The sequence below is a fragment of the Mesorhizobium shonense genome (assembly GCF_040545255.1).
In the GTDB taxonomy this organism is placed as follows: domain Bacteria; phylum Pseudomonadota; class Alphaproteobacteria; order Rhizobiales; family Rhizobiaceae; genus Mesorhizobium; species Mesorhizobium shonense.
Genome location: NZ_JBEPLM010000015.1, coordinates 62301 through 84310, shown reverse-complemented (window position 1 = coordinate 84310; position 22010 = coordinate 62301). Strand labels below are relative to the sequence as shown.

The window sequence follows — 22010 nt, the reverse complement described above, 5'->3', positions numbered from 1 at the left end:
TCCCTCTTGTGGGCCCACAAGGGAGAGATTGGCTCTCATCGGCCGTAAAGCCCGATCTCGTCCGGCCGGATCGAGGCGGCATTCCCCTCATCCTTGCCATCATCGCCCACCTGCTTCTCCAGCGCGGCGTCGAGCCGGTCGCCGTCGCTGCCTTGCGGATCGATGATCGCATTGGCCAGCGTATCGAGCGAAATGCCGAGTTGGTCCAGGCCAAGCTGCCTTTCGATCCCGGCGATCGCCGAGGGAGATTGCCGTTTCAACGCCTCGACCGCGTTCTTGACCGCCGAACCGTAGGAAAACACGGATTCATAGTCGGCCTGGTCGATGCCAAACTCCTTGCCCGCGCGCTCCATCAACCGGACTTTCGTTGCCGTGACGTTGAGGTTGCTCACGCTGAACATGGATTGAGAGTTCCCGGCCTGCACCGGGGGCGAGCCGGCGCCGGACCCGGCGGGGCTGTCCGCGGCCGATCTGGCCGTCGCCGGCGGGTGCTGCTGCAGCATCAGCAAAGCGGTGTTGTTCAGCACGGGAGGTGAAGACATCGCCGGTCTCACTCAGCCGCCGTAAAGACCGATCTCGTCCGGCTGCGTCGGGGTATGCGAAGCGGCCTTCCCCTCGCCCCTGCCGCGGTCGCCGGCTTTCTTCTCCAGCGCGGCATCCAGCCTGTCGCCATCGCTGCCATTTGGATCGACGATCGCGTTGACCAGCGTATCGAGCGAAATGCCGAGCTCATCCAGTCCCAGCTTCTTCTCGATCTCGGCAATGCTGGAGGGAGATTTCTGCTTCAGGTCGTCGAGCGCGGTCTTGATGGCCGAGCCGTAGGAGAACAGGGAATCGTAATCGTCCTGATCGATGCCGAATTCCTTGCCGACGCGTTCGAACAGCCGAGCCTTCATTTGCGTGGCGTCGAGGTTGTTCACGCTGAACATGGACTCGGTGATCCTGGCCTGCGCCTGCGTCAGCGGCGAGGCCGCGCCGGTACCGGCGTGGGCGCGATTGATGCTCGCGACAAGACTGTCTCCAACCGATGCGGACACAGACGTCGAGCGCTGCGGCTGCAGGATCAGGAGGGCGGCGTTGTTCAGCGCGGACAGTGGAGACATTGCTGGCCTCAACGGAACCCGTCCACCATCGGATGGGCGCCGGATAGTCGAGCCAAGACATCATGTCTCGAGCGGAACGAAATCGGTTCGGCAAGGTGATAGCCGCTTATATCTTAAGAATCCCCTAGGACAGCAGCGCGGCCGCTATGCGCTCGACCGACGGGCCGGTGGGCGGCGCCCAGCCCGCCGAAGAGAGATCGCTGTTCAGGCGCCGCCGATCAGTCGTCGCCACCGTCGTGGCTGCCGCCGTCTCCGCCGTCCCCGCCATCATGGCTGCCGCCGTCTCCGCCATCATGGCTGCCGCTGTCGCCACCGTCATGGCCTGCGCTGTCCCCGCCGTCGTGATCGTGATCGCCGCCCTCGCCGTCCTCGTCATCGCCCTGGTCGTCCTGATGCGGGCCGGAACCGACACCCTCGCCCTTGTGGCCGGTCTCGTCATTTTCGGCGACATCGCGGTCGCCGTCATCGCCGGCGGCGGCGCCCTTGTCGTCATTGTCGTCCGGCAGGGCCGCCGTCACCTGGCCGCCATGGTCCGAGCCCGCAAAGCTTTGCCCTGTCGCCAGGATGCCGAACAGGCCGATCGCCGTTGCCGCCAGCAAGGGAAGTTTCTTCATGGTCGCCCCGATCCTATTGTCGATGGAGCACCATTGCCCTGCCGGATTACGGCGCCCTTAAATCAGCGGATTCAATTTTAGCAGTTGCTTATTTTATACCGCTCAGCCGGAACTGCGGCCTTTCAAGCGGCACCGGCTGGCCGGCCGCCCTTGCCACGATCGCCTCCAGCGGCTCCGGCCGGTGCAGGAAATAACCTTGGCCATAGGCGACGCCCATGCCGATGAGTATCTCCAGCGCGCTCTTTTCCTCGATCTTCTCGGCGACGACCGCGCAGCCCATCGAGCGGGCGATGCCGGTGATCGCCGAGACGATCTCGCGGTCGAAGCGGCTGTCGGCGATGTGCTCGACGAAGGAGCCGTCGATCTTGATGGCGTCGATGGGGAAGCGCCTGAGATATTCGAAGGAGCTCATGCCGGCGCCGAAATCGTCGAGGCTGACACGGCAATGGCGCAGCCTGGCCTTGCGCACGAATTCTTCCGCCGCGTCGAAATTGGTGACGGCGGCGGTCTCGGTGATCTCGAAGCCGATGGCCGACGGCGGCGCGCCGCTTTCGGCCATGGCCGTATCGACGAAATCCCAGAGTTGTGGATCGGAGAGCGTCTGTGCCGACAGGTTGAAGCCGAGCGAGATGGCGCCGGAAAGCATCGCCTGGCCATGGCGCGACAGCGCCGTGCGGATGATCCAGCGGTCGAGCCGGGCGGCAAGGCCGAAGCGTTCGGCCACCGGTATGAACTCACCTGGCGGGATCAGCTTGCCGTCGCGGCCTTCGAGCCTCGCCAGCACCTCGACATGGCGGCTCTCTTCCCAGGGCCTGCCCAGGCGATGGATCTCCTGGCCGAACAGCTTCAGCTTGCCATCCTCCATCGCGTCGACCAGCTTGGCGGCGAGCCGCGCGGCATTGAGGCCGCCGACCCCGGAAGCCGTTTCGGCCGCGAACACCGCGAAGCGGTCGCGTCCGCCGGCCTTGGCCGCGTAGCAGGCATCGTCGGCGCAGGCCAACGCGTCGGCCACCGTCATCTTGGGATCGCGCACGAAGGCGATGCCGATGCTGGCCGCCAACCTGCGGGAGGTCACGGCGGGACCAAGATCGGCGTCGCGCACGGCGGCGAGCACGGCGCGCGCGAGCCGCTGGGCGCAAGCGTCGTTGCAGTTGGGCACCAGCAGAGCGAACTCGTCGCCGCCGAGACGCGCCGCATGCGCCGAGGACGGCAGGCTGGCGCGAATGCCCGCGGCGACGCTCCTTAACGCGACATCGCCCGCGGCATGGCCGGCATAGTCGTTCAGCGCCTTGAAGTAGTCGAGGTCGACATAGAACACGGCGAGCGGCAGCCGCGCGGCCGCGCCGATATTTTCGGCCAGCAGCCGGTCGAAGGCGGAACGATTCAACAGTCCGGTCAAGGCATCGTGGTGTGCGGCGTGGGCGAGCTCCTCGGCGCGCTTCTTCTCGTCGGTGATGTCGCGCACGGTACCGAGGATCTGGCCGGCCGAACCGGCGGCGATGAAGCGCACCAGCGACTCGACGTGGCGGACCACGCCGTCACGCCGGATGATGCGATATTGGGTGGCCGTGACGCTCTGCGAGCCCGGTGGCGGCAGGTGCGCCCTCTCTGTGGCCTCCTTGTCGTCCGGGTGGAGATAGGTGTGCCAGAGATCGGCCGTTACCTCATCGGTGTCGCTCACTAGGCCGAAGATTTCTCGGGTGCGCGCATCCCAAAAGCTTTTATTGGTAGCTATGTCGTAGTGCCAGATGCCGGTGCCGCTGGCGGCGAGCGCGAGCCGGAAGCGGACATTGACCTCATCCAGCGCGGTCTCGGCCTCTTTCTGCCTGGTAATGTCGGTCTGCACGCCCATCAGGCGCAGCGGCCTGCCCTCGGCGTCGCGCTCGACGATGCCGCCGCGGTCGAGCACCCAGACCCAGTGGCCGTCCTTGTGTTTCAGGCGCAGCTCCGTCTCGATGGATGGGGTCAGGCCGGCGATGTGGCGGTCGCCGCTTTGCTGCGCCCTTTCGCGGTCGTCGGGATGGGTGAGCTTCAGCCAGAGATCGGAGGTGTTGGCGAGCTCGCCCTCGGCGTAGCCAAGCATCCTCGACCAGGTCGGCGAATAATAGCAATCGCCGGTCGCGAGGTTCCAGTCCCAAAGGCCGAGCTGGGCGCGATCGAGCGCCAGCGCCCAGAACTTGCCGTTGCGTTTATTGCCGTCCGCCATGCCCTGTTTTTCTTTCGCCCCGTCGTGCAATTCTGCACGAAAGCTGAGAAGAAAGGGTTACTAGGGTGAAGCTGCCAATCTCCCCCTTGTGCGGGAGATGTCCGGCAGGACAGAGGGGGGCGCGAAGGGATCGCAACGCAAGTCAGCGTGCGTCGGCGCTTCGAGCTAATTTGCGTATCACAGTATCCGCCAACAGGAGCAATCAATTGTCGGGAAGCGGCACCGGTGTCTCGCTCAACGTCCGTAGGTAAGCGATCAGGTCTGCTCGCTGGTTCTCGTCCTTCAGACCCGGGAAAGACATATCTGTTCCAGGCAAAGTCATGGCGGGGTTCGAGATGAAAAAATTGAGCTCCTCAAAGGTCCAATTGCCACCAGCGTCCTTTAGGGCTGACGAATACTGGACATCGTTTTGTGAACCCTTCTGGCGCCCCACGATGCCCCACAGACTGACCTTTTTGGGAACCCTGACCCCCGGCGAAAGATGACAGGCCCCGCAGGTCCTGTCGTAAATTTCCTTGCCCGATTGGGCGTTTGCCGATGCAAGGCGTGCCGAAATCGGCGCAATGGCCGGTCGTCCGGCACCATGACCGTGCAAGTAGGCCGCGACGTCGTTGTGACCACTGAGCTTGGCCAGATGTATGGGCGGACTTCCATTCGACGTCAGCGCGTTGACGTCCGCTCCGGCGTCGACAAGGTGGATGACGCACTGAAGGCAGCCATTTTCGGCAGCCACGTGCAGCGGCGTCTGCGCTTTCGCCACCTGATTTGGATTGGCTCCACTATCGAGCAGCAGCTTGACGATTTCAGCGTGCCCCCCCTTGTTGGCTGCGTAGAGTGGCGTTCTTTGCCAGCTGACGGGCAGGTTGACGTCCGCCCCATGCTTGATCAGAAGTCCTGCCAGCTCGACATTTCCGCCTTCGCAGGCGATGTAGAGCGCCGTAACTCCGTCAATTTCGTTAACAGCGGCGCCTTTGTCCAAGGCGGAAGCCACGGCCGCGACGTCGCCCTTCTTGACCAGATCACCCAAGCTGCTGGCCTGGGCGGGCAGGGCAAGAAGCCAAAAGGCCCAGGTAGCCCGTCTCGCCCACGCGCATCCCCGCTCGATCATCCTATCCTCCCTGAGGCAGCCCGCAGCCTCGTCCCGGACACTCGACAAGATTGTTTCAATTTAACCCAAAGCGGCAATTTAGTATATGCTAATGCAACGGCGCCGGGCCGCGACTAACCTTGCCTTGATCCCTTTCGTGCCAATCAGGCTATGGCCGAGGTTGAGGAGTCTCCGCCCTCGTGTGGCATTGGTCGCCAGCCCGGTTTGGCCATGACTGCAGAACAACTGAATGGCCGGCGGGCCAGAGATCCTGCCTAGCATCCCGAGTATCGGGTGAGATCGCGCGCTGAGGCCTTAGAGCAGTTCACCGTTTCACGGAAACGCCGAACTGCTCTAACTATTTGTTTCTAAGCAATTCCGGACGGAAAACCGTTACACACTTTTCCTGGAATTGCTCTAGCCAATCGCGGCAGCCTTCAACCCAAAGGCAGCCGCCGCCTCACGATCGCCGCATGGAAGCGCGCGCCGTGGAGCAGGCCTTCGTCGTTGAAGTCATAGGACGGGTTGTGCAGCGGCGCGGAGTTGCCGTTGCCCATGAAGACGAAGCAGCCGGGCACCTCGTTCAGGAAGCGGGCGAAATCCTCCGAAGCCGTCATCGGCTCCGCCGCGACGCCAACGGCGTCGTCGGCCAGCAGGTCTCGGGCCGCCGCAAGCGCCTCGTCGACAAGCGCCGCGTCGTTGATCAAGGGCACGAACTCGCGCGTGTAAGTGACTTCGGCTGCTACGTTATAGGCCTGCGCCGTGCCCTCGGCGATGCGGCGCATTTCCTTCTCGATCGCCGCGCTCACCTCGGGCCGGAAGCTGCGGCAGTCGCCGAGGATGCGGGCGAGCCCGGGCAGCGCGTTGCGGGTGCCGTCGGTGATGAGCTCGGTGACCGACACGACGCCGATATCGGCCGGGCTCAAGCGCCGCGAGACGATGGTCTGCAGGTTGAGGACCAGCGCGCAGGCGGCAACCAACGTCTCCCGCCCGGCATGCGGCCGCGCCGCGTGGCCGCCAAGGCCTTTCACCACGATCTCGAAATTGTCCTCGGCCGACATGACCGGACCGCTCCGGGTCTCGAAATGGCCGATGGGAAGGCCCGGCATGTTGTGCAGCCCGAAGATTTCCTCGAAGGGGAAGCGCTCGATGAGGCCGTCTTCCAGCATCGCCAGCGCGCCCCTGCCCCATTCCTCGGCCGGCTGGAAGATGAAGCGCACGGTGCCGTCGAAACCGCCTTCATCGGCAAGCAGCTTGGCCGCGCCGAGCAGCATCGCGGTGTGGCCGTCATGGCCGCAGGCATGCATGGTGCCAGGCGTTTGCGAGCGGTAGGCAGCCGTCCCCTGCTCGGCGATGCGCAGCGCATCCATGTCGGCGCGCAACGCGATCGCGCGGTTGCCGCTGCCCCTGGTCAGCGTGCCGACGACGCCGGTGCCGCCGATGCCATCCGCCACCTCTACCCCGAAGGCGCGCAGTTTTTCCGCCACGAAAGCGGCGGTGCGCTTTTCCTCGAAGCCGAATTCGGGATGGGCGTGGAGATCATGCCGCCACGCCGTCATCTCGCGATGAAGCTCTTCGAGGTCGGTCATCTGCATTCCCCCTCTTCCAATCAGTCGGCCGCCAGCCTGGCGGCGACACCGAGCAGAATGTTGGCGCCGGCGGCGACGTGGCCGGCGGCAGTGAACTCGGCCGGGTTGTGGCTGATGCCGCCGCGGCTCGGCACGAAGATCATCGCGGACGGCGCGACGCGCGCAATCATCTGCGCATCATGCCCGGCGCCCGAGGTCATGCGGCGGCAGGAGAAGCCGTTGGCCAAGGCGCAATCCTCGATCAGCGAAACGATGCGGGGATCGAAGGTCACCGGCGCGAAGCGCGCCAGGCGCTCGGTGCGGATCGAGACGTTCGCGCTGGTGGCGAGCCCGCCGAGGAAAGCGGCGAGCGCCGCCTCCTCTTCTCCCAAGCGCGCCTCGTCGGAATCGCGCAGGTCGACGGTGAAGGTCGCCCGCGATGGGATGACATTGATGGCGTTCGGCTCGAAGGCGATCGTGCCGACGGTCGCGACCGTCGGTGTCGGCGAGGCGGCGGCGCGGTCCGCGAGGAAGACGATGGCGCGGGCGGCGGCGACGCCGGCATCGCTGCGCATCGCCATCGGCGTGGTGCCGGCATGGTTGGCGACGCCGTCGATCACGATGCGCTGCCACGAAATGCCCTGCAGGTTTTCGACCGCGCCGAGGGCGATACCCTCGCGTTCGAGCACCGGCCCCTGCTCGACATGCAGTTCGACATAGGCATGCGGATCGAGGAAGCCCGGCTCGTGAGGACCGGCATAGCCGATGCGCTCCAGCTCCTTGCCCAGCACCGAGCCGTCGGTGCCGACGGTGGCGAGCGCTTCCTCGACGTCCAAGCCGCCGGCATAGACCAGCGAGCCCATCATGTCGGGCGCATAGCGCACCCCTTCCTCATTGGTGAAGGCGGCGACCACGATCGGCCGGGCCGGAGCGAAGCCGGCCTCCTTCAGGCTCTCGATCGCCTCGAGACCGGCAAGCACGCCATAGCAGCCGTCATAGATGCCGGCATCGATCACCGTGTCGATATGCGAGCCGAGCATGACCGGCGCCTGGCCGGCATTGGTATCGTCCTGCCAGATGCCGAAGATGTTGCCGATGCGGTCGACGGCGACGTCGAGCCCTGCTTCCTGCAGCCAGGCGACGAGACGGTCGCGGCCGAGCCTGTCCATGTCCGAAGCCGCGACGCGGACCAGGCGGCCTTGTTCATCGCGGCCGAGGCGGCCGAGTTCCTCGATGTGGCCGATGAGGCGGTCGGCGTTGATCGTCAGATTGCTCATGCCGGCTGCCGTGCCCGCGCGACGTCTTCAGGCGCCATCCCGACCAGCTCGGCATAGCGGCCGGGGTCGGTGGCGCCCTCGGAGTTGATGATGAGCACGCGGGAGCTGGAGCCGAGGCCAAGGGCTCCCCGCATCTCCTTGTCTCCGGCGGCGCGGATCAATCCGGCAAGCCCTGCGCCGCCGCTCTCGCCGGAGACGATCGCCGGATCGTTGCCGGCAGGGCGCGCCAGCCGGTTCATCACCGCGACCGCGTCCTGCTCGTCCACCGTCATGAAGGCATCGCCGAGGCGCGACAGCACGCGCCAGGCAATCAGCGATGGCTCATGGCATTCGAGCATCGCCATCACGGTCGGTTGCTCATGCGGAATCTTTACCGGACGCCCGGCCTCGGCGGTGGCGTAGATGCACGCCGCCCGCGCGGGCTCGACCACAATGACCTTCGGCCGCTGCGCGCCGAACAGGATCGCCAGATGGCCGGCAATCGCCGCGGCAAAGCCGCCGACGCCGGCCTGCAGGAAGACATGGGTGGGCGGCTCGGGCCTGCGCTTCAACGCCTCGCGCACGATCACCGTATAGCCCTGCATGACCAGGCCGGGGATGCGCTCATAGCCAGGCCAGGAGGTGTCGGAGACGACCGTCCAGCCGCGCTCGGCGGCGATGCGGGCGGCCTCGCGCACCGAATGATCGTAGCCGCCCTCGACGCGCACCATCTCGGCGCCGAAGCTGGCTATCGCCGCCACGCGCTCGCGGCTTACACCGGCGTGGACGAAGACTACCGAGCGCGCGCCGACGAGGCCGGCACCCTGCGCCACCGAGCGGCCGTGATTGCCGTCGGTGGCGCAGCAGAAGGTCATTTGCGCCGCGATCGCGCGCACGCTTGCGTCGCCGATCTCGCCGACATCGACGGCGCGGCCGAGCCGCTTGCCGGCCTCTTCCAGCACCAGCCGCATGACGGCATAGGCGCCGCCCAGCGCCTTGAAGCTGCCGAGGCCGAGGCGCGTGCCCTCGTCCTTGATGTGCAGCGAGCCGATACCGAGCTCGCCCGCCAGCGCCGGCAGGGCATGCTGCGGCGTCTCGGCATGGCTGTCGCGCGCCTTGAGATAATGCTCGGCCTGGTCGGCGCCGGCTATGCCGAGGGCGGCGGTATCGGCCGCCACCAGCGGCTGGTTGTGTTCGGGACGTTGGTTGAGCAGCATCATGGCTTTTCTCTCCGAAGCGCTGAACTCTGGGGGGCGCTGAACTCTAGGGCGCTGAACTCTATTGCGGAGCGATCGAGAATTGCGCTCTGTTTCGGCCATCTGATTGCAAGTTTGTTTCATTTGGATGCCGCCATGCCAAAATTTCCTGACCTCGACGCCTTCGACCGCGCAATCCTTGCCATCCTGCAGAGGGACAACACCACGCCGCAGCGCGCGATCGGCGAAGCGGTGAACCTGTCGGCGCCGGCCGTGCAGCGGCGCATCAGGCGCATGGAGGAGCGTGGCGTCATCCGCGCCAATGTGGCGCTGGTCGATCCGGCCAAGGTCGGCCACCCGATCACCATCTTCGTCGAGGTGGAGGTCGAGAGCGAACGGGCCGAACTGATCGACGCCGCCAAGCGCGGCTTCGCCGCGGTGCCGGAAGTGCAGCAGTGCTACTACGTGACCGGCGAGGCCGATTTCATCCTCGTCGTCACCGTGGCGACGATGGCCGACTACGAGGCGCTGACCAGGCGACTGTTCTTCGAGAACAACAACGTCAAAAGGTTCCGCACCTTCGTCGCGATGGACCGGGTGAAGGTGGGGATGGAGGTGCCGGTGGGGTGAGCTGCTGATCTCCCCCCTTGAGGGTCCCGCAAGGGGGAGATGTCGCCGAAGGCGACAGAGGGGGTCGTCTCACGTAGAGCTCGACGTCGTCGCACGTCGAGCAAGGGCGTCGGCGCTCTACGCGAGGCGACCCCCTCTGGCCCGCCGGCCATTTCCCCCTCAAGGGGGGAGAGTCCCGGCGCTCAACCTCCCCGCCCCAGCCACCTTGCATAAACCTCCCCCACAATGCCGCGCCGGAAGATCAGCACGCAGACCATGAAGATCAGCCCTGTTGCGATCGTCACCGGGAAGCCGGACGTCGCAAGCGTGTTTTCCAGGCCGACGACAAGGCCGGCGCCGGCCACCGGGCCGACCATGGTGCCGATGCCGCCGAGGAGCGTCATCAGGATGACCTCGCCCGACATCTGCCAGGTGACGTCGGTGAGCGTGGCGAACTGGAAGACGATCGCCTTCAGCGCGCCGGCGAGGCCGGCAAGGGCTGCCGACATGACGAAGGCGGCGAGCTTGTAGCGGCCGACCGAGTAGCCGAGCGAAATGGCGCGGTTCTCGTTCTCTCTTATTGAGCGCAGGATCATGCCGAAGGGCGAGTTGACGATGCGCCAGATGGCGAAGACGCCGATCAGGAAGATTGCCAGCACGAAGAAGTACATGTTCATCGGCACGTTGAGGTCGAGGACGCCGAAGAGATGGCCGCGCTCGACGCCCTGGATGCCGTCCTCGCCTTCGGTGAAGGGCGCCTGCACGCAGAAGAAATAGAACATCTGCGCCATCGCGAGCGTGATCATCGCAAAATAGATGCCCTGCCGGCGGATGGCGAGGAAGCCGACGACAAGGCCCATTGCCGCCGCGCCCGCGGTGCCGAGCAGGATGCCGGCCTCCGGCGGCCAGCCCCAGGCCTTCACCGCGTAGGCACAGAAATAGGCGGCGCCGCCGAAGAAGGCGGCGTGGCCGAAGGAAAGCAGCCCGGTATAGCCGAGCAGCAGGTTGAAGGCGCAGGCGAACAGCGCGAAGCACAGCATCTTCATGACGAAGATCGGGTAGATGAGGAAAGGGGCTGCGACCAGCGCCGCTATGCCCAGCACTACCAGGCCCCTTTCCAGCCGCACCGAGGCTGCAGCGCGCTCATGGTGAAGGGTCGCCTCGCTCATCTCAGGCGTCCCTTCCGAACAGGCCGGCGGGCCTGAGCAGCAGCACGATCGCCATAATGACGAAGACGACGAGGTTCGAGGCTTCCGGATAAAACACCTTGGTCAGGCCCTCGGCGAGGCCGAGCATGTAGCCGGTGACGATGGCGCCGAGGATCGAGCCCATGCCGCCGACCACGACGACGGCGAAGACGACGATGATCAGGTCCGAGCCCATCAGCGGGCTGACCTGGTAGACAGGCGCGGCGAGGATGCCGGCGAGCCCGGCAAGCGCCGCCCCCAGCCCGTAACTGAGCGTCAACAGCAGCGGCACGTTGACGCCGAAAGCCTGGACGAGTTCCGGGTTCTCGGTGGCGGCGCGGAGATACGAGCCGAGCCTGGTCTTCTCGATCAAGAGCCAGGTGCCGATGCAGACGATGAGCGAGGCCACCACCACCCAGCCGCGGTAGTTGGGCAGGAACATGAAGCCGAGATTGGTGCCGCCGGCGAGCAGCGCCGGCACGGCGTATGGGTTGCCGGAAACGCCGTAGTAGAAGCGGAACACGCCTTCGATGACCAAGGCGAGCCCGAAGGTGAAGAGCAGGCCGTAAAGCGGGTCGAGGCGGTAGAGCCGCGACAGCGCGAGACGCTCGACCACGATGCCAAACAGGCCGACGGCCAAAGGCACGATGACCAGCGCCGGCCAGTAGCCGATGCCGAGATGCACAAGCAGCAGATAGCCGATGAAGGCGCCCAGCATATAGAGCGCACCATGGGCGAAGTTGATGATGCGCAGCAGGCCGAAGATGACCGCAAGGCCGAGGCTGAGCATGGCGTAGAAGGAGCCGTTGATGAGGCCGACCAGGAGCTGCCCGAGCAAGGCCTGGATGGGGATGCCGAAGATCATCGTCATGGCGTGATCATACCCCCAGCACCTCGTGCAGTTTCTCGGTGTGCGCGGAAAGCTGCCCGACCGGGAAGCCTTCCACCACCTTGCCGTGGTCCATCAGGTAAAAACGGTCGGCAATGCGGGCGGCGAAGCGGAAATTCTGCTCGACCAGAAGGATCGTCATGCCGCGCTTCTTCAGCGTCGCCAGCAACTCGCCGATGCGCTGGACGATGACGGGCGCCAGCCCTTCCGTCGGCTCGTCGAGCAAAAGCATCTCGACGCCAGTGCGAAGAATGCGCGCGATCGCCAGCATCTGCTGTTCGCCGCCTGACAGTTTTGTGCCCTGGCTGTTGCGGCGCTCCTTGAGGTTCGGAAAAAGCTCGAAGATCTCCTCCACGCTCATGCCGCCCTTGGCCACCACCGGCGGCAGGATCAGGTTCTCGTCGACGGTGAGCGTGGCGAAGATGCCGCGCTCCTCCGGCACGAAGCCGATGCCCTGATGCGCGACGCGGTGCAGCGGTAGGCGCAGAAGATCCTTGCCGTTGAAGGTGACGGAGCCGGTTCGCTTGCGGATCAGCCCCATGATGGCGCGCAGCGTCGTCGTCTTGCCGACGCCGTTGCGGCCGAGCAGGGTCACGGTCTCGCCGCGCAGGACTTCGAGGTTGACGCCATGCAGCGCGTGGCCCTCGCCATACCAGGCGTGGAGGTCGCGCACGGCAAGCAGCGGCTCACTCATGCTCGGTCCCCATGTAAGCGACGCGCACGCGCTCGTCCTGGCTGACGGTGGCGTAGTCGCCGGCGGCGAGCACCTGGCCGCGCTGCATGACGGTGATCCAGTCGCAGAGATCGGCGACAACGGTGAGGTTGTGCTCGACCATCAGCACGGCGCGGTCTTTTGCCAGCGATCGGATGATGCCGGAGATCGTGCCGACATCCTCATGTCCCATGCCGGCCATCGGCTCGTCGAGCAAAAGCACCTTGGGGTCGAGCGCCAGCGTGGTGGCGATCTCCAGAACGCGCTTGCGGCCATAGGAGAGATCGCCGGCGAGCCGATGCGCAGCATCGTCCAATCCGACGATGGCGAGCAGCTCGCGCGCCCTTGGGGTTAGCTGGTCCAGCGCCGAGACTGGGCGCCAGAACTGGTAGCCCAACCCGCCTGGTCGCTGCAGTGCGACGCGCACGTTGTCGAGGACGCTCAGATGCGGGAAGATCGCCGAGATCTGGAAGGAGCGGACCAGCCCCATGCGCGCCACCTTCGCCGGCGGCGTGCGGGTGATGTCTATGCCGAGCAATTCGATCGTGCCGCTGGTCGGCTGCAGGAACTTGGTCAAGAGATTGAAGATAGTGGTCTTGCCGGCGCCGTTCGGGCCGATCAAGGCATGGATCTTGCCGTGATGGACGTCGAGATCGACATCCTTCACCGCGACGAAACCGGCGAAGTCGCGCCGCAAGCCGCGGGCGGAAAGCACCACCCGCGGCATCTGTTCCGTGCCGTCCGACCGGACGGCGGTGGCGGTTTCGAGCGTCACTTGCTGACGAGCGGGCAGCCGCTGTCCTCGGCCTTCATGAAGGCCTTGTCGCCGGGAATCGTCGCCAGATAGGTGTAGTAGTCCCAGTCCTTCTTCGACTCTTCCGGCTTCTTGACCTGGTAGAGATACATGTCGTGCACCATCGAGCCATCGGCCTGCACCTTGCCGTTGACAGTGAACACGTCGTTGACCGGCATCTCGTGCAGCTGCTTGGCAACCGCCTCTGTCTCGTCGGTGCCGGCCTTGTCGATGGCCTTCAGATATTGCGTCACCGCCGAATAGGTACCGGCCTGGATCATGTTCGGCATGCGGTTGGTGCGCTTGAAGAATTTTTGCGCAAAATCGCGGCTGACGTCATCGCGATCCCAGTAATAGCCTTCGGTGAGCACGACGCCCTGCGCCGCTTGCAGGCCGAGGCCGTGCACTTCGGCCAGCGTGAAGAGGAGCGCGGCCAGCCGCTGGCCGCCGGCGACGATGCCGAATTCCGCCGCCTGCTTGATCGAGTTGGAGGTGTCGAGACCGGCATTGGCCAGGCCGATGATCTTGGCGCCGGAGGACTGCGCCTGGAGCAGGAAGGAGGAATAGTCGGTGGAGCCCAGCGGATAGCGCACTTCGCCCAGCACCTTGCCCCCGCTGGCTTCCACCAGCTTGGCGGTCTGGTCCTTCAGCGAATAGCCGAAGGCGTAGTCGACGGTGATGAAATACCAGCTGTCGCCGCCCTGCTCGACCAGCGCGCCGCCGGTGCCGACGGCCTGGGAGTGGGTGTCGTAAGCCCAGTGGAAACCATAGGGCGAGCACTGCTTGCCGGTGAGGTCGGTCGAGGCGGCGCCAGTGACGATGTCGATCTTCTTCTTTTCCTTGGAAAGCCCCTGGACGGCGAGCGCCACGGAAGACGTCGTAAGCTCCATGATCGCGTCGACCTGCTCGGTATCATACCATTGGCGCGCGATGTTGGAGGCGATGTCCGGCTTGTTCTGGTGGTCGGCGCTGACGATCTCGATCGGCGCGCCCTGCACCTTGCCGCCGAAATCCTCGACCGCCATCTTGGCAGCCTCGACCGACCACTTGCCGCCGAAGTCGGCATAGACGCCGGACTGGTCGTTCAAGATGCCGATCTTGACCTTGCCGTCGGAAATTTCGCCAGCCGCCGCCGGCATTGCGGATGCCGCAATGAGCGCGGCCGAGACGAGATAGGATGCTTTCACTGGTGGTTCCTCCCTTGTGGCCAACCACGTCAAACGCGGCGGGCCTCGCAATGGTTCAACAGTTTCGTCCTGATTTTGGATTGGGGCCTCGATCCCGCCTGCAACTCCTCTTCTCGCGAGACCACGCCACCGCGTGCCTTGGGTGCGCGAAAGCGAGCCTAGCATCACATTTCACGGGCCGAGAATGCTATTTTCGTAGCATGGCGGATGGATGAGATGACCAGTTGCCGGAGACGATCAAGAGGCGGTCATGTGGTGATGAAACGCCCTGGGAAGGTTAAGCGCGAGCGGCGGCTTCCTTATCCTTTTTGTTGCCCTGGTCGGCCAAGTGGTAAGGAACGAGCAGGACCTCTGCGGGGATATGCCACTCACGATTGAGCTTGAAAGCCATGTCCATCGTCAGCGCTCGCTTGCGGGCTAGAATCTCAGATGCGCGCGACGCTGACCCGAGCAGCTTTACCAGCGCGCGCCTGCTGAGATTGGCCATCTCCATATGAGCAGTGATCGCGTCCACCGGGTCGGTTTCCGCGATAGGGTAGTGTTTTGCCTCGTATGCTTCGATGAGTTCAGCAAGAACATCGAAACGATCAGCGTCAGGCGTGCCGGGAACGGGCTCCTTGTCAAAATAGCGAGTGACCTCCGCAATCGCCCAATCGTAATCGGCTTCGGTCTTAATGGGTCGGATGTTGTCCATCACACTTTCTCCGCGTCTATCTTATCGTACTCGGCGTGGGTGCCGAAGAGTTTCGCCCGTCATCAAACCGAGCGATAGTAGTCCAACCTCATCAAAATCAAGACAATGCGCTCACCAGGGCAGCCGCTTGCCGTCGCGAAAAAAGCCGCCGGTCGGGCCGTCGTCCGGCAGGGTCGCCGCCCAGACGATGCCGGCCGCGCCTAGCGCGACCGGACGACCGCCGGGGCCGCCCATGTCAGTCGCAACCCAGCCGGGGCAGATCGAGTTGACCAGCACGCCCGAGCCGCGCAGCTCGGCCGCGAGGATACGGGTCAGCGCGTTGAGCGTGGCCTTGCTGGTCGAATAGGCCGGCGCGCCGGCGCCCATCGAGGCGAGCGAGCCGCCTTCGGACGAGACGTTGACCAGCCGGCCGTGACCGGATGCGCTAAGCAGCGGCGCGAAGGCGACCGCGACGCGCCAGGCGCCGACGACGTTGGTCTCGAAGGCCTCGCGGATCGTTGTCCAGTCGGGCCGCAGCGCCCGCGCCGACGGGTCGTAGTGGATGGCGGCGTTGTTGACCAGAACATCGAGCCGGCCGAAGCGGCGTTGCACCTCTTCCGCGGCGCCGGCAGCCGCCTCGGGCGCGGCAACGTCCAGCGCGATGGCCACGACGGTGCCGCCAAGCTTGCTTGCCGCCGCCTCGCCCTTGGCGAGATCGCGCACGCCGATGAGCACGGTGAAGCCGAGTCCGGCGAGTTGCCGAGCCGTCTCCAGGCCGATGCCGCGATTGCCGCCGGTGATCAGCGCCACCTTGCCGGAATGATTTTTGGTCATTGTTCCTGCTCCTTCAATTCCTCTTGTCGACAGCAAAAATGGCATCGATCGCGCCGACCGATTAGAGCCCAGAATTGGCGCTCATTGCGCGATGCAGCTCATGAATGGGCGCGACCTCGAGCAAACCGGATTCGCCGTCGCGAGAGGACGTAAGCGCATCCGGGAGCGCTGCCCCTCCTCTCCTGCGCTAGCGGTCAAATCTGACGCTTGGTACCGGAGTCATAAGCCCGCTCAGCGCGGGAATGGTCCTGACGCGGTTGGAGGACCCAATGCTGGTCGGACCGACAGCAGATTAGCGGGAGTTTTTGGACGATCCGGCCGGCACGTTCAATCGAAACCGACCCAGATGTAGCCGTCCTCCTCGCGGCACGGAATGAGATGCAGCGGAGCCCGGTTCTTTGAGATATCGCCGAGCATCTCCATGCCCGCCGAAGTTCCGTCTGCATTGAGCGCCTCGCACCACTTTACGATTTCGCCTGTATCCAGATCGAATCCGCTGTGATGCCAGCGACACACCAGCGTGCCGTCCTGGTCGAAAGTACTGGCCTGTCCGGCGTGGCCGTTGGCCCTCGAGGTACTCTCGAAGAATGGCAACTTCAAATGCGGGCAGGCATTGTTAAAGGCATAGACGCGCCCGCCCCTGCGCAAAATCACGACATAGAGCGCTTGGAACTCGATGACTTTGTGGTCGCCATCCTTGAGTTCGCTCGTCGCGACGGTCCGCTGCCACGTCTTGCCGCCCAGCTGTATAGTCTCCCGCGCGCCTTTTTCGTTCAGCCGGCGCTCGGCTTCAACCTTCAGTTTCTTTATCTCATACAGCGAAATTCGGTCGGAGGTACCGCGCAAACGCACCCGAATGAAATCGGATACTTCAACCTCATCCTTTACCCGTTCATGGAGCGTCTCGGTAATCAGGAGGCGGGTTCCGGCCTCCTTGTTGGCTGCTTCGACGCGGCTCGCAACATTGACCGCATCGCCGATAGCCGTCAGGCGCTCGTTGCCGGGTGATCCGACCGAGCCGATCACCGCTTCGCCCAGATGCAAACCGACGCGAATATCGAAGTCGATGCCGTACATCGAGGCAAAAAAGGGTTTTAGCCGATCGACCGTGGCAAGGGTCTGTAGGGCCGCATTGACGGCGCGCACCGGTGCATCATCCTGGCCCTTCACGCCAAATATCGCCATAAGCCCGTCGCCGACGAACTTGTCGATGTAGCCGTCGTTGAGCTCGATGACTTCGGCGACCTGAGTGAAATAGCGATTGAGCAGATACATGACGTCGTAAGGCGTCAACGTTTCGGAGAAGTGGGTGAACCCGGCCACGTCGCTGAAGAAAATGACGACCGACTTCAGCTCGCCCGCACTGGTGGACCTGTGCGGCAGCAACTGACTGGTCATTCGCAGGTCGGTCTCGTCGAGCACGAGCCTGCGGAAGGTGATGTCGGAGGCAGGTCTGAGCTGGCATGCCAGGCGTACGTTGTTGCCAAGCCCCAACCGCTCCACGAGCGTGCGCTCCAGCGCGGTGCGCTCCGGGCAACCCTCCGCACCGTCGAGAATCCAGATCCGGCAGGTCGAGCACTTGGCCTTGCCGCCGCAAGCGCAGGCGATCGGGACATCCGCCCGGCGAGCGGCTTCAAGGACAGATTCCCCGAGCGCCGATTTGATCGATATGTCGTCGGGCAGCGATAGCAACGTAGGCATCGGACCTGATCTTCCAGTGCGGGTGGCGCCAGACGCCGGTAGTTAATAACGGTCTATCAGCCGGACACCGTTTTAGCCTCGTTCGGGCGACATTAGCCCAGCAATCGCTTGGATGCCATCGTCGTGTCCGATAGTCCGTTGAGGTCGGTCGCCTGGGGGTTGGTCGAAAGCCGCGCTCCGCATCGGGTATGAAGCGTCAGATTTCGACCACTAGGCAGCCCCCGTTCCGCGGGGCGAGGAAATGCCGGACACATTCCGGAAACAAGATTCAACAATCGGGAAAAACTGGCGAAAAGACCGGCTGTCATAAGCGGCACCGGAGCAGCCGAACGATTGCGGCGCGCGACAAAAGACATCGATCTTTAAATCAAGGAATGCCGATTGTGAAAAAGACCCTTCTCTCCGTTCTCGGCCTGGCCGTCGCGCTCGCTTTCGCGGTGCCGGCGCTTGGCACCACCGCGGCCAATGCCGCTGCGACAACCGCCGCAACCACCACGACGACGACCACGACCGCTGCTCCGGCTGCGGCCACCGAGACGGCCAAACCGGCCGCCAAGGTCGCGCATCACAAGAAGCATCGCCGCCCTCATGTGCGCAAGCATCACGTGGCCAAGCACCACAAGCATCACGTCAAGAAGCACCACACCAAGAAGCGCGTGCACAAGAAGCCCGCCAAGAAGCAGGCCGCATAAGGTTAGCCTCCCGACCTTCATGACCGGGTGATCTCGAACCGCTTCAACAGGGTTCGGGATCATCGCTTCCCTGAAACGCCGTCCCGCTCGGGGCGGCGTTTTTGCTACTTCTTCTGCGGGTGGATCGTCTCGCCGCGCTTCAGCATCTCGACGAAGCTCTCTATCTTCTTCTTGCGGCCGGCCTCGGTCTTCATGTTGTGGGTGCGGAAGGCGAGCGCGAAGCGGTTCTGGGCTGAGAGATTTGCCAGCATCGCCTTCGCTTTCGGCTCGGCATCGATCGCCGCCTGCAGGTCGGGCGGGATCGTCATCTCCTTCGAACCGCCATAGGCGCGGTCCCAGCGGCCGTCGGCCTTCGCCGCCTCGACCTGCCTGAGGCCATGCTTGGTCATGCGGCCCTCCTCGATCAGGCGGGCGACATTGTCGATGTTGATCCTGCTCCAGATGCTCTTCTTGCCGCGAGGTGTGTAGCGCTGCAGGAAACTCTTCTCGTCGAGGGACTTGCGCACCGCGTCGATCCAGCCGAAGCAGAGCACCACATCGATCGCTTCCTTCGGCGCGATCGATGCCAGGGCGGAGCCGGCCTTGTGGATCTTGATCCAAACCTCGTCTTCGCTGGCGTGGTTGTCCGCCAGCCAGGCGTAGAAGCTTTCGGCATCGGGGAATTCGTGGACCTTGTCCGGATCGACCTTGATCGGGGCCATCATCATTTCCCTTTGCGCGGCGCCAAAAGCTGCTGATCTCCCCCCTTGTGGGGGAGATGGCCGGCAGGCCAGAGGGGCGCTGTCCCGCCAACCTGTCGAGGCGTTCGTCTATAACCGATCGAGATCAAACTGAAAGGCCACGTTCCTTCGCGCCCCCCTCTGCCCTGCCGGGCATCTCCCCCACGAGGGGGGAGATCGGCTGAATCACCATCGGACTCTCCGATGACACTATCGGTTTCTTCCGTTTCCGCTCCACACTCCGGCCTGCCACATCATCGTCCATGCAAAGGAAAGGCATGGACATGGACCAGACAAGAATCCTGATCGTCGGCGGCAGTTCCGGGATGGGGTTGGCGCTCGCCAGGCGCTGCCTCGAGGAAGGCGCCGGCGTCACCATCGCCGGGCGCGGCGAAGCGAAGCTGAACGCGGCGCGGGAGGAACTCGGCCATCCGGCCGCGCTCGAAACGGCGGTGGTCGACATCAGCCGCGAGGATGAGGTCGCGGCGCTGTTCGCGCGCATCGGCGGGCTCGACCATATCGTCAGCACAGCCGCTGCGATCGAAGGCGCCTACCGGCTGCTGCCCGAGATCGAGCTGGAGGCAGCGCAAAGGGTGGTGGAGAGCAAGTTCTACGGGCCGCTGCTTTTGGCCAAGCATGGCACACCAAAGCTTTCGGCCAACGGCTCGCTCACCTTCGTTTCCGGCATCGCCGCCTACCGGCCGGCAGCGCGCGGCTCGGTGGTCGCCGCCGTCAACGCCGCGCTCGAAGGGCTGGTGCGGGCTCTGGCCATCGAGTTGGCGCCGATCCGCGTCAACGCCGTCTCGCCCGGCTGGGTCGACACGCCGATCTGGCAGTTCGTCGCCGGCGACGCGAAGAATGAGACGCTCGCCGCGATGGCCGAACGGCTGCCTGTGGGGCGGGTCGGGCGGCCGGAAGACATTGCCGACGCAATCCGCTTCCTGATCGGCAACGGCTTTACGACGGGAACGACACTGCATGTCGAGGGCGGGCATCGGCTGGTGTGACGGATGAAAAGCCCTCGCCCGCAGCAGCAAGCAGTGCCTTCAGCGGCGGCGGCTGGACGCGCCGGCGCCGCCAGATCATGACCAGGTCCGCTGACCGGACCGGACCCGGCCATGTGATCTCGGCGACCTCGCCGCGGTCGAGTGCCGCCGCGACCGCCAGGCGCGGCACGATGCCGAAGCCGGCGCCGGCCGCCACCAGGCCGGCAATGGCGTCGATGCTGCCGGCTTCCGCTGCCAGCTTCGGCCCGCCGAGACCAGCCTCTGCAAAAGCCTTGTCGACCATGGCGCGGTAAACGCATCCGGTCTCGGTGGCGACGAAGCGTTTTTCGGCAAGCTCCGCCAGATCGAGCTGCGTCCGGTTCTCGCCGGGCGGCGCGATCAGCACCAGCGGCTCGGCCCCGACGACGCGCCTGGCGAAGCGTTCATCCGCCGCACTCGCGCCGGATCGGTCGAAGCAGAAGGCGACGTCGATCTCGCCGTCGCCAAGCCTGCGCAGCAATTCGCCGCTGCCGGCGGTCTTCAACTTGATGTCGATGTCAGGGTGGGCGGCCTGGAAATCGGCGAGCCAGCCGGGAAGTTTTGCGGAAGCAATCGTCTCAAGAGCGCCGATCGCAAGCCGGCCGGCCGCCTCACCCTTAGCGACATCGATTGCCGCCCGCGCGTCGTCGGCGAGCGCCAGCAATTGCTCGGCATAGGGTTTCAGCGCCTCGCCGGCCGGCGTCAGCTCCAGCCCCTGCCGCGAGCGCGTGAAGAGACTGGCGCCAAGCTCTGCCTCCAGCGCCTGGATCTGGTCGCTGACGCTCGACTGCGCGAGATGCACTTCGGCCGCCGCGCGCGTGACGTTGCGCGTCTGCGCGACCGCGAGAAATGTCTTCAGCAGCCTTGGATTCATCGGGCGGCGTTACTGCAGCTGCGGCTTCTTGAGGAAGGAGTTGCGGTCGGCGGACTTTACCCTGAGCCAGGTCTCGCGGCCGTCGCGCACCACGCGCAGCGGGATCTCCGCGCCGGCCGGATTCTGCCAGAGCTTGCGGTAGAAGTCGGCGAGACCGTCGACCTCGCCGTCGCGCACGTCGGAGATGATGTCACCCTGGCGGAGGCCCGCCTTGGCGGCCGGACCGCCCTCGGCGACGCTCATCACCACCACCATGCCGTTCGACTCGGCCGAAAAGGCGCCGAGCCATGGGCGCGCGGGCTTGGCCACCTGGCCGCGCTTCACAAGGTCTTCGAGGATCGGCGTCAGAAGGTCGATCGGCACGATCATGTTGATGTCGGCGACCTCGCCGGCGCGGCTCATCTGCAGGCGCAGCGAGCCGACGCCGAGCAGCTTGCCGTCGCCGTCGAACAGTGCGGCACCACCCCAGGACGGGTGCGCCGGCGCGGTGAAGATCGCCTCGTCGATGAGATATTCCCAATAGCCGGCGAATTCCTGCTTGGTGACGATGTGGGCGTCGACCTGCTGGCCGATGCCGTCGGCGAGCGTCACGGCGTCGCCGATATTGGCCTTCCTGGCATTGCCGAACTTGACCGCCGGCAGGCCGAGCGGAGACAGCGCCTGCACCAGGCCGAAGCCGGTCTCCTGGTCGTAGGCCAGCGCATGCGCGGCTACCACGCGGCCGTTCTGGTCGGTCAGCCACACCTCCTCGGCCTCGGTGATGAGGTAGCCGATGGTGAGCACCAGCCCGTTGTCGCGGATCACCACGCCGCTGCCCTCGCGGCGCGTGCCCAGCGCATTGGCGGTAAATGCGTCGTCCGGAACCGTGGCGCGCACGGCCACGACGGAGCGCGAGACTTTTTCGATTGTCATCGGTCGATCCTGAATTGCGGGTCTTTTTCTATACGTATGGCCAAAGGGGCGCGGTGCAAGGGTTGACGTCTTTCCCTTCTCCCCTTGTGGGCCCCTTGTGGGAGAAGGTGGATCGGCGCGCAGCGCCGAGACGGATGAGGGGTGTTCCAGCTTGGCGGCACTTTCGTCACCGA

At 64.9% G+C, this 22010-nt stretch carries 22 protein-coding genes; 3 read left to right on the top strand and 19 right to left on the bottom strand.

Annotated features, from left to right (window positions below; all coding sequences use genetic code 11):
• Positions 1-35: 35 nt before the first annotated feature.
• From ABID26_RS29130 to ABID26_RS29095, 8 genes are all read right to left on the bottom strand, one after another.
• Positions 36-542, bottom strand: coding sequence for a hypothetical protein (locus ABID26_RS29130; RefSeq protein WP_292302751.1), 507 nt, complete (start codon positions 540-542; stop codon positions 36-38).
• Between the two features lie 12 nt (positions 543-554).
• Entirely contained in the window at positions 555-1103 is a 549-nt protein-coding gene (locus tag ABID26_RS29125) for a hypothetical protein (protein ID WP_292302752.1), read from the bottom strand.
• A 218-nt stretch (positions 1104-1321) separates the two neighbouring features.
• Positions 1322-1717 carry a hypothetical protein gene (locus tag ABID26_RS29120; RefSeq protein ID WP_292302753.1) on the bottom strand — a complete coding sequence of 132 codons (396 nt, stop codon included), beginning with the start codon at positions 1715-1717 and terminating at the stop codon, positions 1322-1324.
• Between the two features lie 88 nt (positions 1718-1805).
• Positions 1806-3923, bottom strand: a complete 2118-nt coding sequence (locus ABID26_RS29115; protein ID WP_292302754.1) for an EAL domain-containing protein — start codon at positions 3921-3923, stop codon at positions 1806-1808.
• 202 nt (positions 3924-4125) lie between these two features.
• Positions 4126-5031, bottom strand: a complete 906-nt coding sequence (locus ABID26_RS29110; protein ID WP_292302755.1) for an ankyrin repeat domain-containing protein — start codon at positions 5029-5031, stop codon at positions 4126-4128.
• Positions 5032-5447: 416 nt separating this feature from the next.
• Positions 5448-6599: a M20 aminoacylase family protein gene (locus ABID26_RS29105; RefSeq protein WP_292302756.1), complete on the bottom strand. Its 1152-nt coding sequence runs from the start codon at positions 6597-6599 to the stop codon at positions 5448-5450.
• Positions 6600-6619: 20 nt separating this feature from the next.
• Positions 6620-7855, bottom strand: a complete 1236-nt coding sequence (locus tag ABID26_RS29100) for a Zn-dependent hydrolase (protein ID WP_126100756.1) — start codon at positions 7853-7855, stop codon at positions 6620-6622.
• The gene (locus tag ABID26_RS29095; protein WP_292302757.1) at positions 7852-9054 is read right to left on the bottom strand and encodes a diaminopropionate ammonia-lyase; all 1203 of its coding nucleotides are present in this window, start codon (positions 9052-9054) and stop codon (positions 7852-7854) included. The genes ABID26_RS29100 and ABID26_RS29095 overlap by 4 nt, the downstream gene beginning before the upstream one ends.
• Positions 9055-9186: 132 nt before the next feature.
• Here ABID26_RS29095 and ABID26_RS29090 point away from each other — a divergent pair, with 132 nt between their 5' ends.
• Positions 9187-9660 carry an Lrp/AsnC family transcriptional regulator gene (locus ABID26_RS29090; protein ID WP_292302758.1) on the top strand — a complete coding sequence of 158 codons (474 nt, stop codon included), beginning with the start codon at positions 9187-9189 and terminating at the stop codon, positions 9658-9660.
• 182 nt (positions 9661-9842) lie between these two features.
• Here ABID26_RS29090 and ABID26_RS29085 read toward each other — a convergent pair whose 3' ends face one another.
• The 8 genes from ABID26_RS29085 to ABID26_RS29050 all read right to left on the bottom strand — a co-directional run bounded on the left by ABID26_RS29085 (position 9843) and on the right by ABID26_RS29050 (position 17615).
• Positions 9843-10808, bottom strand: a complete 966-nt coding sequence (locus ABID26_RS29085; RefSeq protein ID WP_292302759.1) for a branched-chain amino acid ABC transporter permease — start codon at positions 10806-10808, stop codon at positions 9843-9845.
• A 1-nt stretch (position 10809) separates the two neighbouring features.
• The gene (locus ABID26_RS29080; protein WP_292302760.1) at positions 10810-11697 is read right to left on the bottom strand and encodes a branched-chain amino acid ABC transporter permease; all 888 of its coding nucleotides are present in this window, start codon (positions 11695-11697) and stop codon (positions 10810-10812) included.
• Between the two features lie 7 nt (positions 11698-11704).
• Complete coding sequence (locus ABID26_RS29075) at positions 11705-12409, bottom strand: ABC transporter ATP-binding protein (protein ID WP_292302761.1); 705 nt, start codon at positions 12407-12409, stop codon at positions 11705-11707.
• Positions 12402-13154 (bottom strand): ABC transporter ATP-binding protein, encoded by a 753-nt coding sequence (locus ABID26_RS29070; protein ID WP_292302766.1) that lies wholly within the window; start codon positions 13152-13154, stop codon positions 12402-12404. The genes ABID26_RS29075 and ABID26_RS29070 overlap by 8 nt, the downstream gene beginning before the upstream one ends.
• Positions 13155-13198: 44 nt before the next feature.
• Positions 13199-14407, bottom strand: coding sequence for an ABC transporter substrate-binding protein (locus ABID26_RS29065; protein ID WP_292302762.1), 1209 nt, complete (start codon positions 14405-14407; stop codon positions 13199-13201).
• 277 nt (positions 14408-14684) lie between these two features.
• Complete coding sequence (locus tag ABID26_RS29060) at positions 14685-15101, bottom strand: helix-turn-helix domain-containing protein (RefSeq protein ID WP_292302763.1); 417 nt, start codon at positions 15099-15101, stop codon at positions 14685-14687.
• Between the two features lie 111 nt (positions 15102-15212).
• A complete protein-coding gene (locus ABID26_RS29055; protein ID WP_292345606.1) occupies positions 15213-15914 on the bottom strand; it encodes an SDR family NAD(P)-dependent oxidoreductase in 702 nt (233 codons plus the stop codon).
• 327 nt (positions 15915-16241) lie between these two features.
• Complete coding sequence (locus ABID26_RS29050; RefSeq protein WP_292304927.1) at positions 16242-17615, bottom strand: adenylate/guanylate cyclase domain-containing protein; 1374 nt, start codon at positions 17613-17615, stop codon at positions 16242-16244.
• A gap of 383 nt (positions 17616-17998) precedes the next feature.
• Between ABID26_RS29050 and ABID26_RS29045 the strand changes: the two genes are divergently transcribed.
• A complete protein-coding gene (locus ABID26_RS29045) occupies positions 17999-18307 on the top strand; it encodes a hypothetical protein (RefSeq protein ID WP_126100766.1) in 309 nt (102 codons plus the stop codon).
• Between the two features lie 104 nt (positions 18308-18411).
• On the opposite strand, the gene ABID26_RS29040 is transcribed toward ABID26_RS29045, so the two are convergent.
• A complete protein-coding gene (locus tag ABID26_RS29040) occupies positions 18412-19008 on the bottom strand; it encodes a YdeI/OmpD-associated family protein (RefSeq protein WP_292304926.1) in 597 nt (198 codons plus the stop codon).
• A 296-nt stretch (positions 19009-19304) separates the two neighbouring features.
• On the opposite strand from ABID26_RS29040, the gene ABID26_RS29035 reads away from it, so the two are divergent.
• Complete coding sequence (locus tag ABID26_RS29035; RefSeq protein WP_126100767.1) at positions 19305-20033, top strand: SDR family oxidoreductase; 729 nt, start codon at positions 19305-19307, stop codon at positions 20031-20033.
• On the opposite strand, the gene ABID26_RS29030 is transcribed toward ABID26_RS29035, so the two are convergent.
• Positions 19984-20925, bottom strand: a complete 942-nt coding sequence (locus ABID26_RS29030; protein ID WP_292374745.1) for a LysR family transcriptional regulator — start codon at positions 20923-20925, stop codon at positions 19984-19986. The genes ABID26_RS29035 and ABID26_RS29030 overlap by 50 nt on opposite strands.
• 9 nt (positions 20926-20934) lie before the next feature.
• Complete coding sequence (locus ABID26_RS29025) at positions 20935-21837, bottom strand: S1C family serine protease (RefSeq protein WP_126100769.1); 903 nt, start codon at positions 21835-21837, stop codon at positions 20935-20937.
• Between the last annotated feature and the right edge of the window lie 173 nt (positions 21838-22010).

Excerpts from the sequence above, each read along its gene's own strand:
- ABID26_RS29130 (WP_292302751.1), bottom strand. The coding sequence starts at position 542 with ATGTCTTCACCTCCCGTGCTGAACAACACCGCTTTGCTGATGCTGCAG.
- ABID26_RS29125 (WP_292302752.1), bottom strand. The coding sequence starts at position 1,103 with ATGTCTCCACTGTCCGCGCTGAACAACGCCGCCCTCCTGATCCTGCAG.
- ABID26_RS29120 (WP_292302753.1), bottom strand. The coding sequence starts at position 1,717 with ATGAAGAAACTTCCCTTGCTGGCGGCAACGGCGATCGGCCTGTTCGGC.
- ABID26_RS29115 (WP_292302754.1), bottom strand. The coding sequence starts at position 3,923 with ATGGCGGACGGCAATAAACGCAACGGCAAGTTCTGGGCGCTGGCGCTC.
- ABID26_RS29110 (WP_292302755.1), bottom strand. The coding sequence starts at position 5,031 with ATGATCGAGCGGGGATGCGCGTGGGCGAGACGGGCTACCTGGGCCTTT.
- ABID26_RS29105 (WP_292302756.1), bottom strand. The coding sequence starts at position 6,599 with ATGACCGACCTCGAAGAGCTTCATCGCGAGATGACGGCGTGGCGGCAT.
- ABID26_RS29100 (WP_126100756.1), bottom strand. The coding sequence starts at position 7,855 with ATGAGCAATCTGACGATCAACGCCGACCGCCTCATCGGCCACATCGAG.
- ABID26_RS29095 (WP_292302757.1), bottom strand. The coding sequence starts at position 9,054 with ATGATGCTGCTCAACCAACGTCCCGAACACAACCAGCCGCTGGTGGCG.
- ABID26_RS29090 (WP_292302758.1), top strand. The coding sequence starts at position 9,187 with ATGCCAAAATTTCCTGACCTCGACGCCTTCGACCGCGCAATCCTTGCC.
- ABID26_RS29085 (WP_292302759.1), bottom strand. The coding sequence starts at position 10,808 with ATGAGCGAGGCGACCCTTCACCATGAGCGCGCTGCAGCCTCGGTGCGG.
- ABID26_RS29080 (WP_292302760.1), bottom strand. The coding sequence starts at position 11,697 with ATGACGATGATCTTCGGCATCCCCATCCAGGCCTTGCTCGGGCAGCTC.
- ABID26_RS29075 (WP_292302761.1), bottom strand. The coding sequence starts at position 12,409 with ATGAGTGAGCCGCTGCTTGCCGTGCGCGACCTCCACGCCTGGTATGGC.
- ABID26_RS29070 (WP_292302766.1), bottom strand. The coding sequence starts at position 13,154 with ATGCCGCGGGTGGTGCTTTCCGCCCGCGGCTTGCGGCGCGACTTCGCC.
- ABID26_RS29060 (WP_292302763.1), bottom strand. The coding sequence starts at position 15,101 with ATGGACAACATCCGACCCATTAAGACCGAAGCCGATTACGATTGGGCG.
- ABID26_RS29055 (WP_292345606.1), bottom strand. The coding sequence starts at position 15,914 with ATGACCAAAAATCATTCCGGCAAGGTGGCGCTGATCACCGGCGGCAAT.
- ABID26_RS29050 (WP_292304927.1), bottom strand. The coding sequence starts at position 17,615 with ATGCCTACGTTGCTATCGCTGCCCGACGACATATCGATCAAATCGGCG.
- ABID26_RS29040 (WP_292304926.1), bottom strand. The coding sequence starts at position 19,008 with ATGGCCCCGATCAAGGTCGATCCGGACAAGGTCCACGAATTCCCCGAT.
- ABID26_RS29035 (WP_126100767.1), top strand. The coding sequence starts at position 19,305 with ATGGACATGGACCAGACAAGAATCCTGATCGTCGGCGGCAGTTCCGGG.
- ABID26_RS29030 (WP_292374745.1), bottom strand. The coding sequence starts at position 20,925 with ATGAATCCAAGGCTGCTGAAGACATTTCTCGCGGTCGCGCAGACGCGC.
- ABID26_RS29025 (WP_126100769.1), bottom strand. The coding sequence starts at position 21,837 with ATGACAATCGAAAAAGTCTCGCGCTCCGTCGTGGCCGTGCGCGCCACG.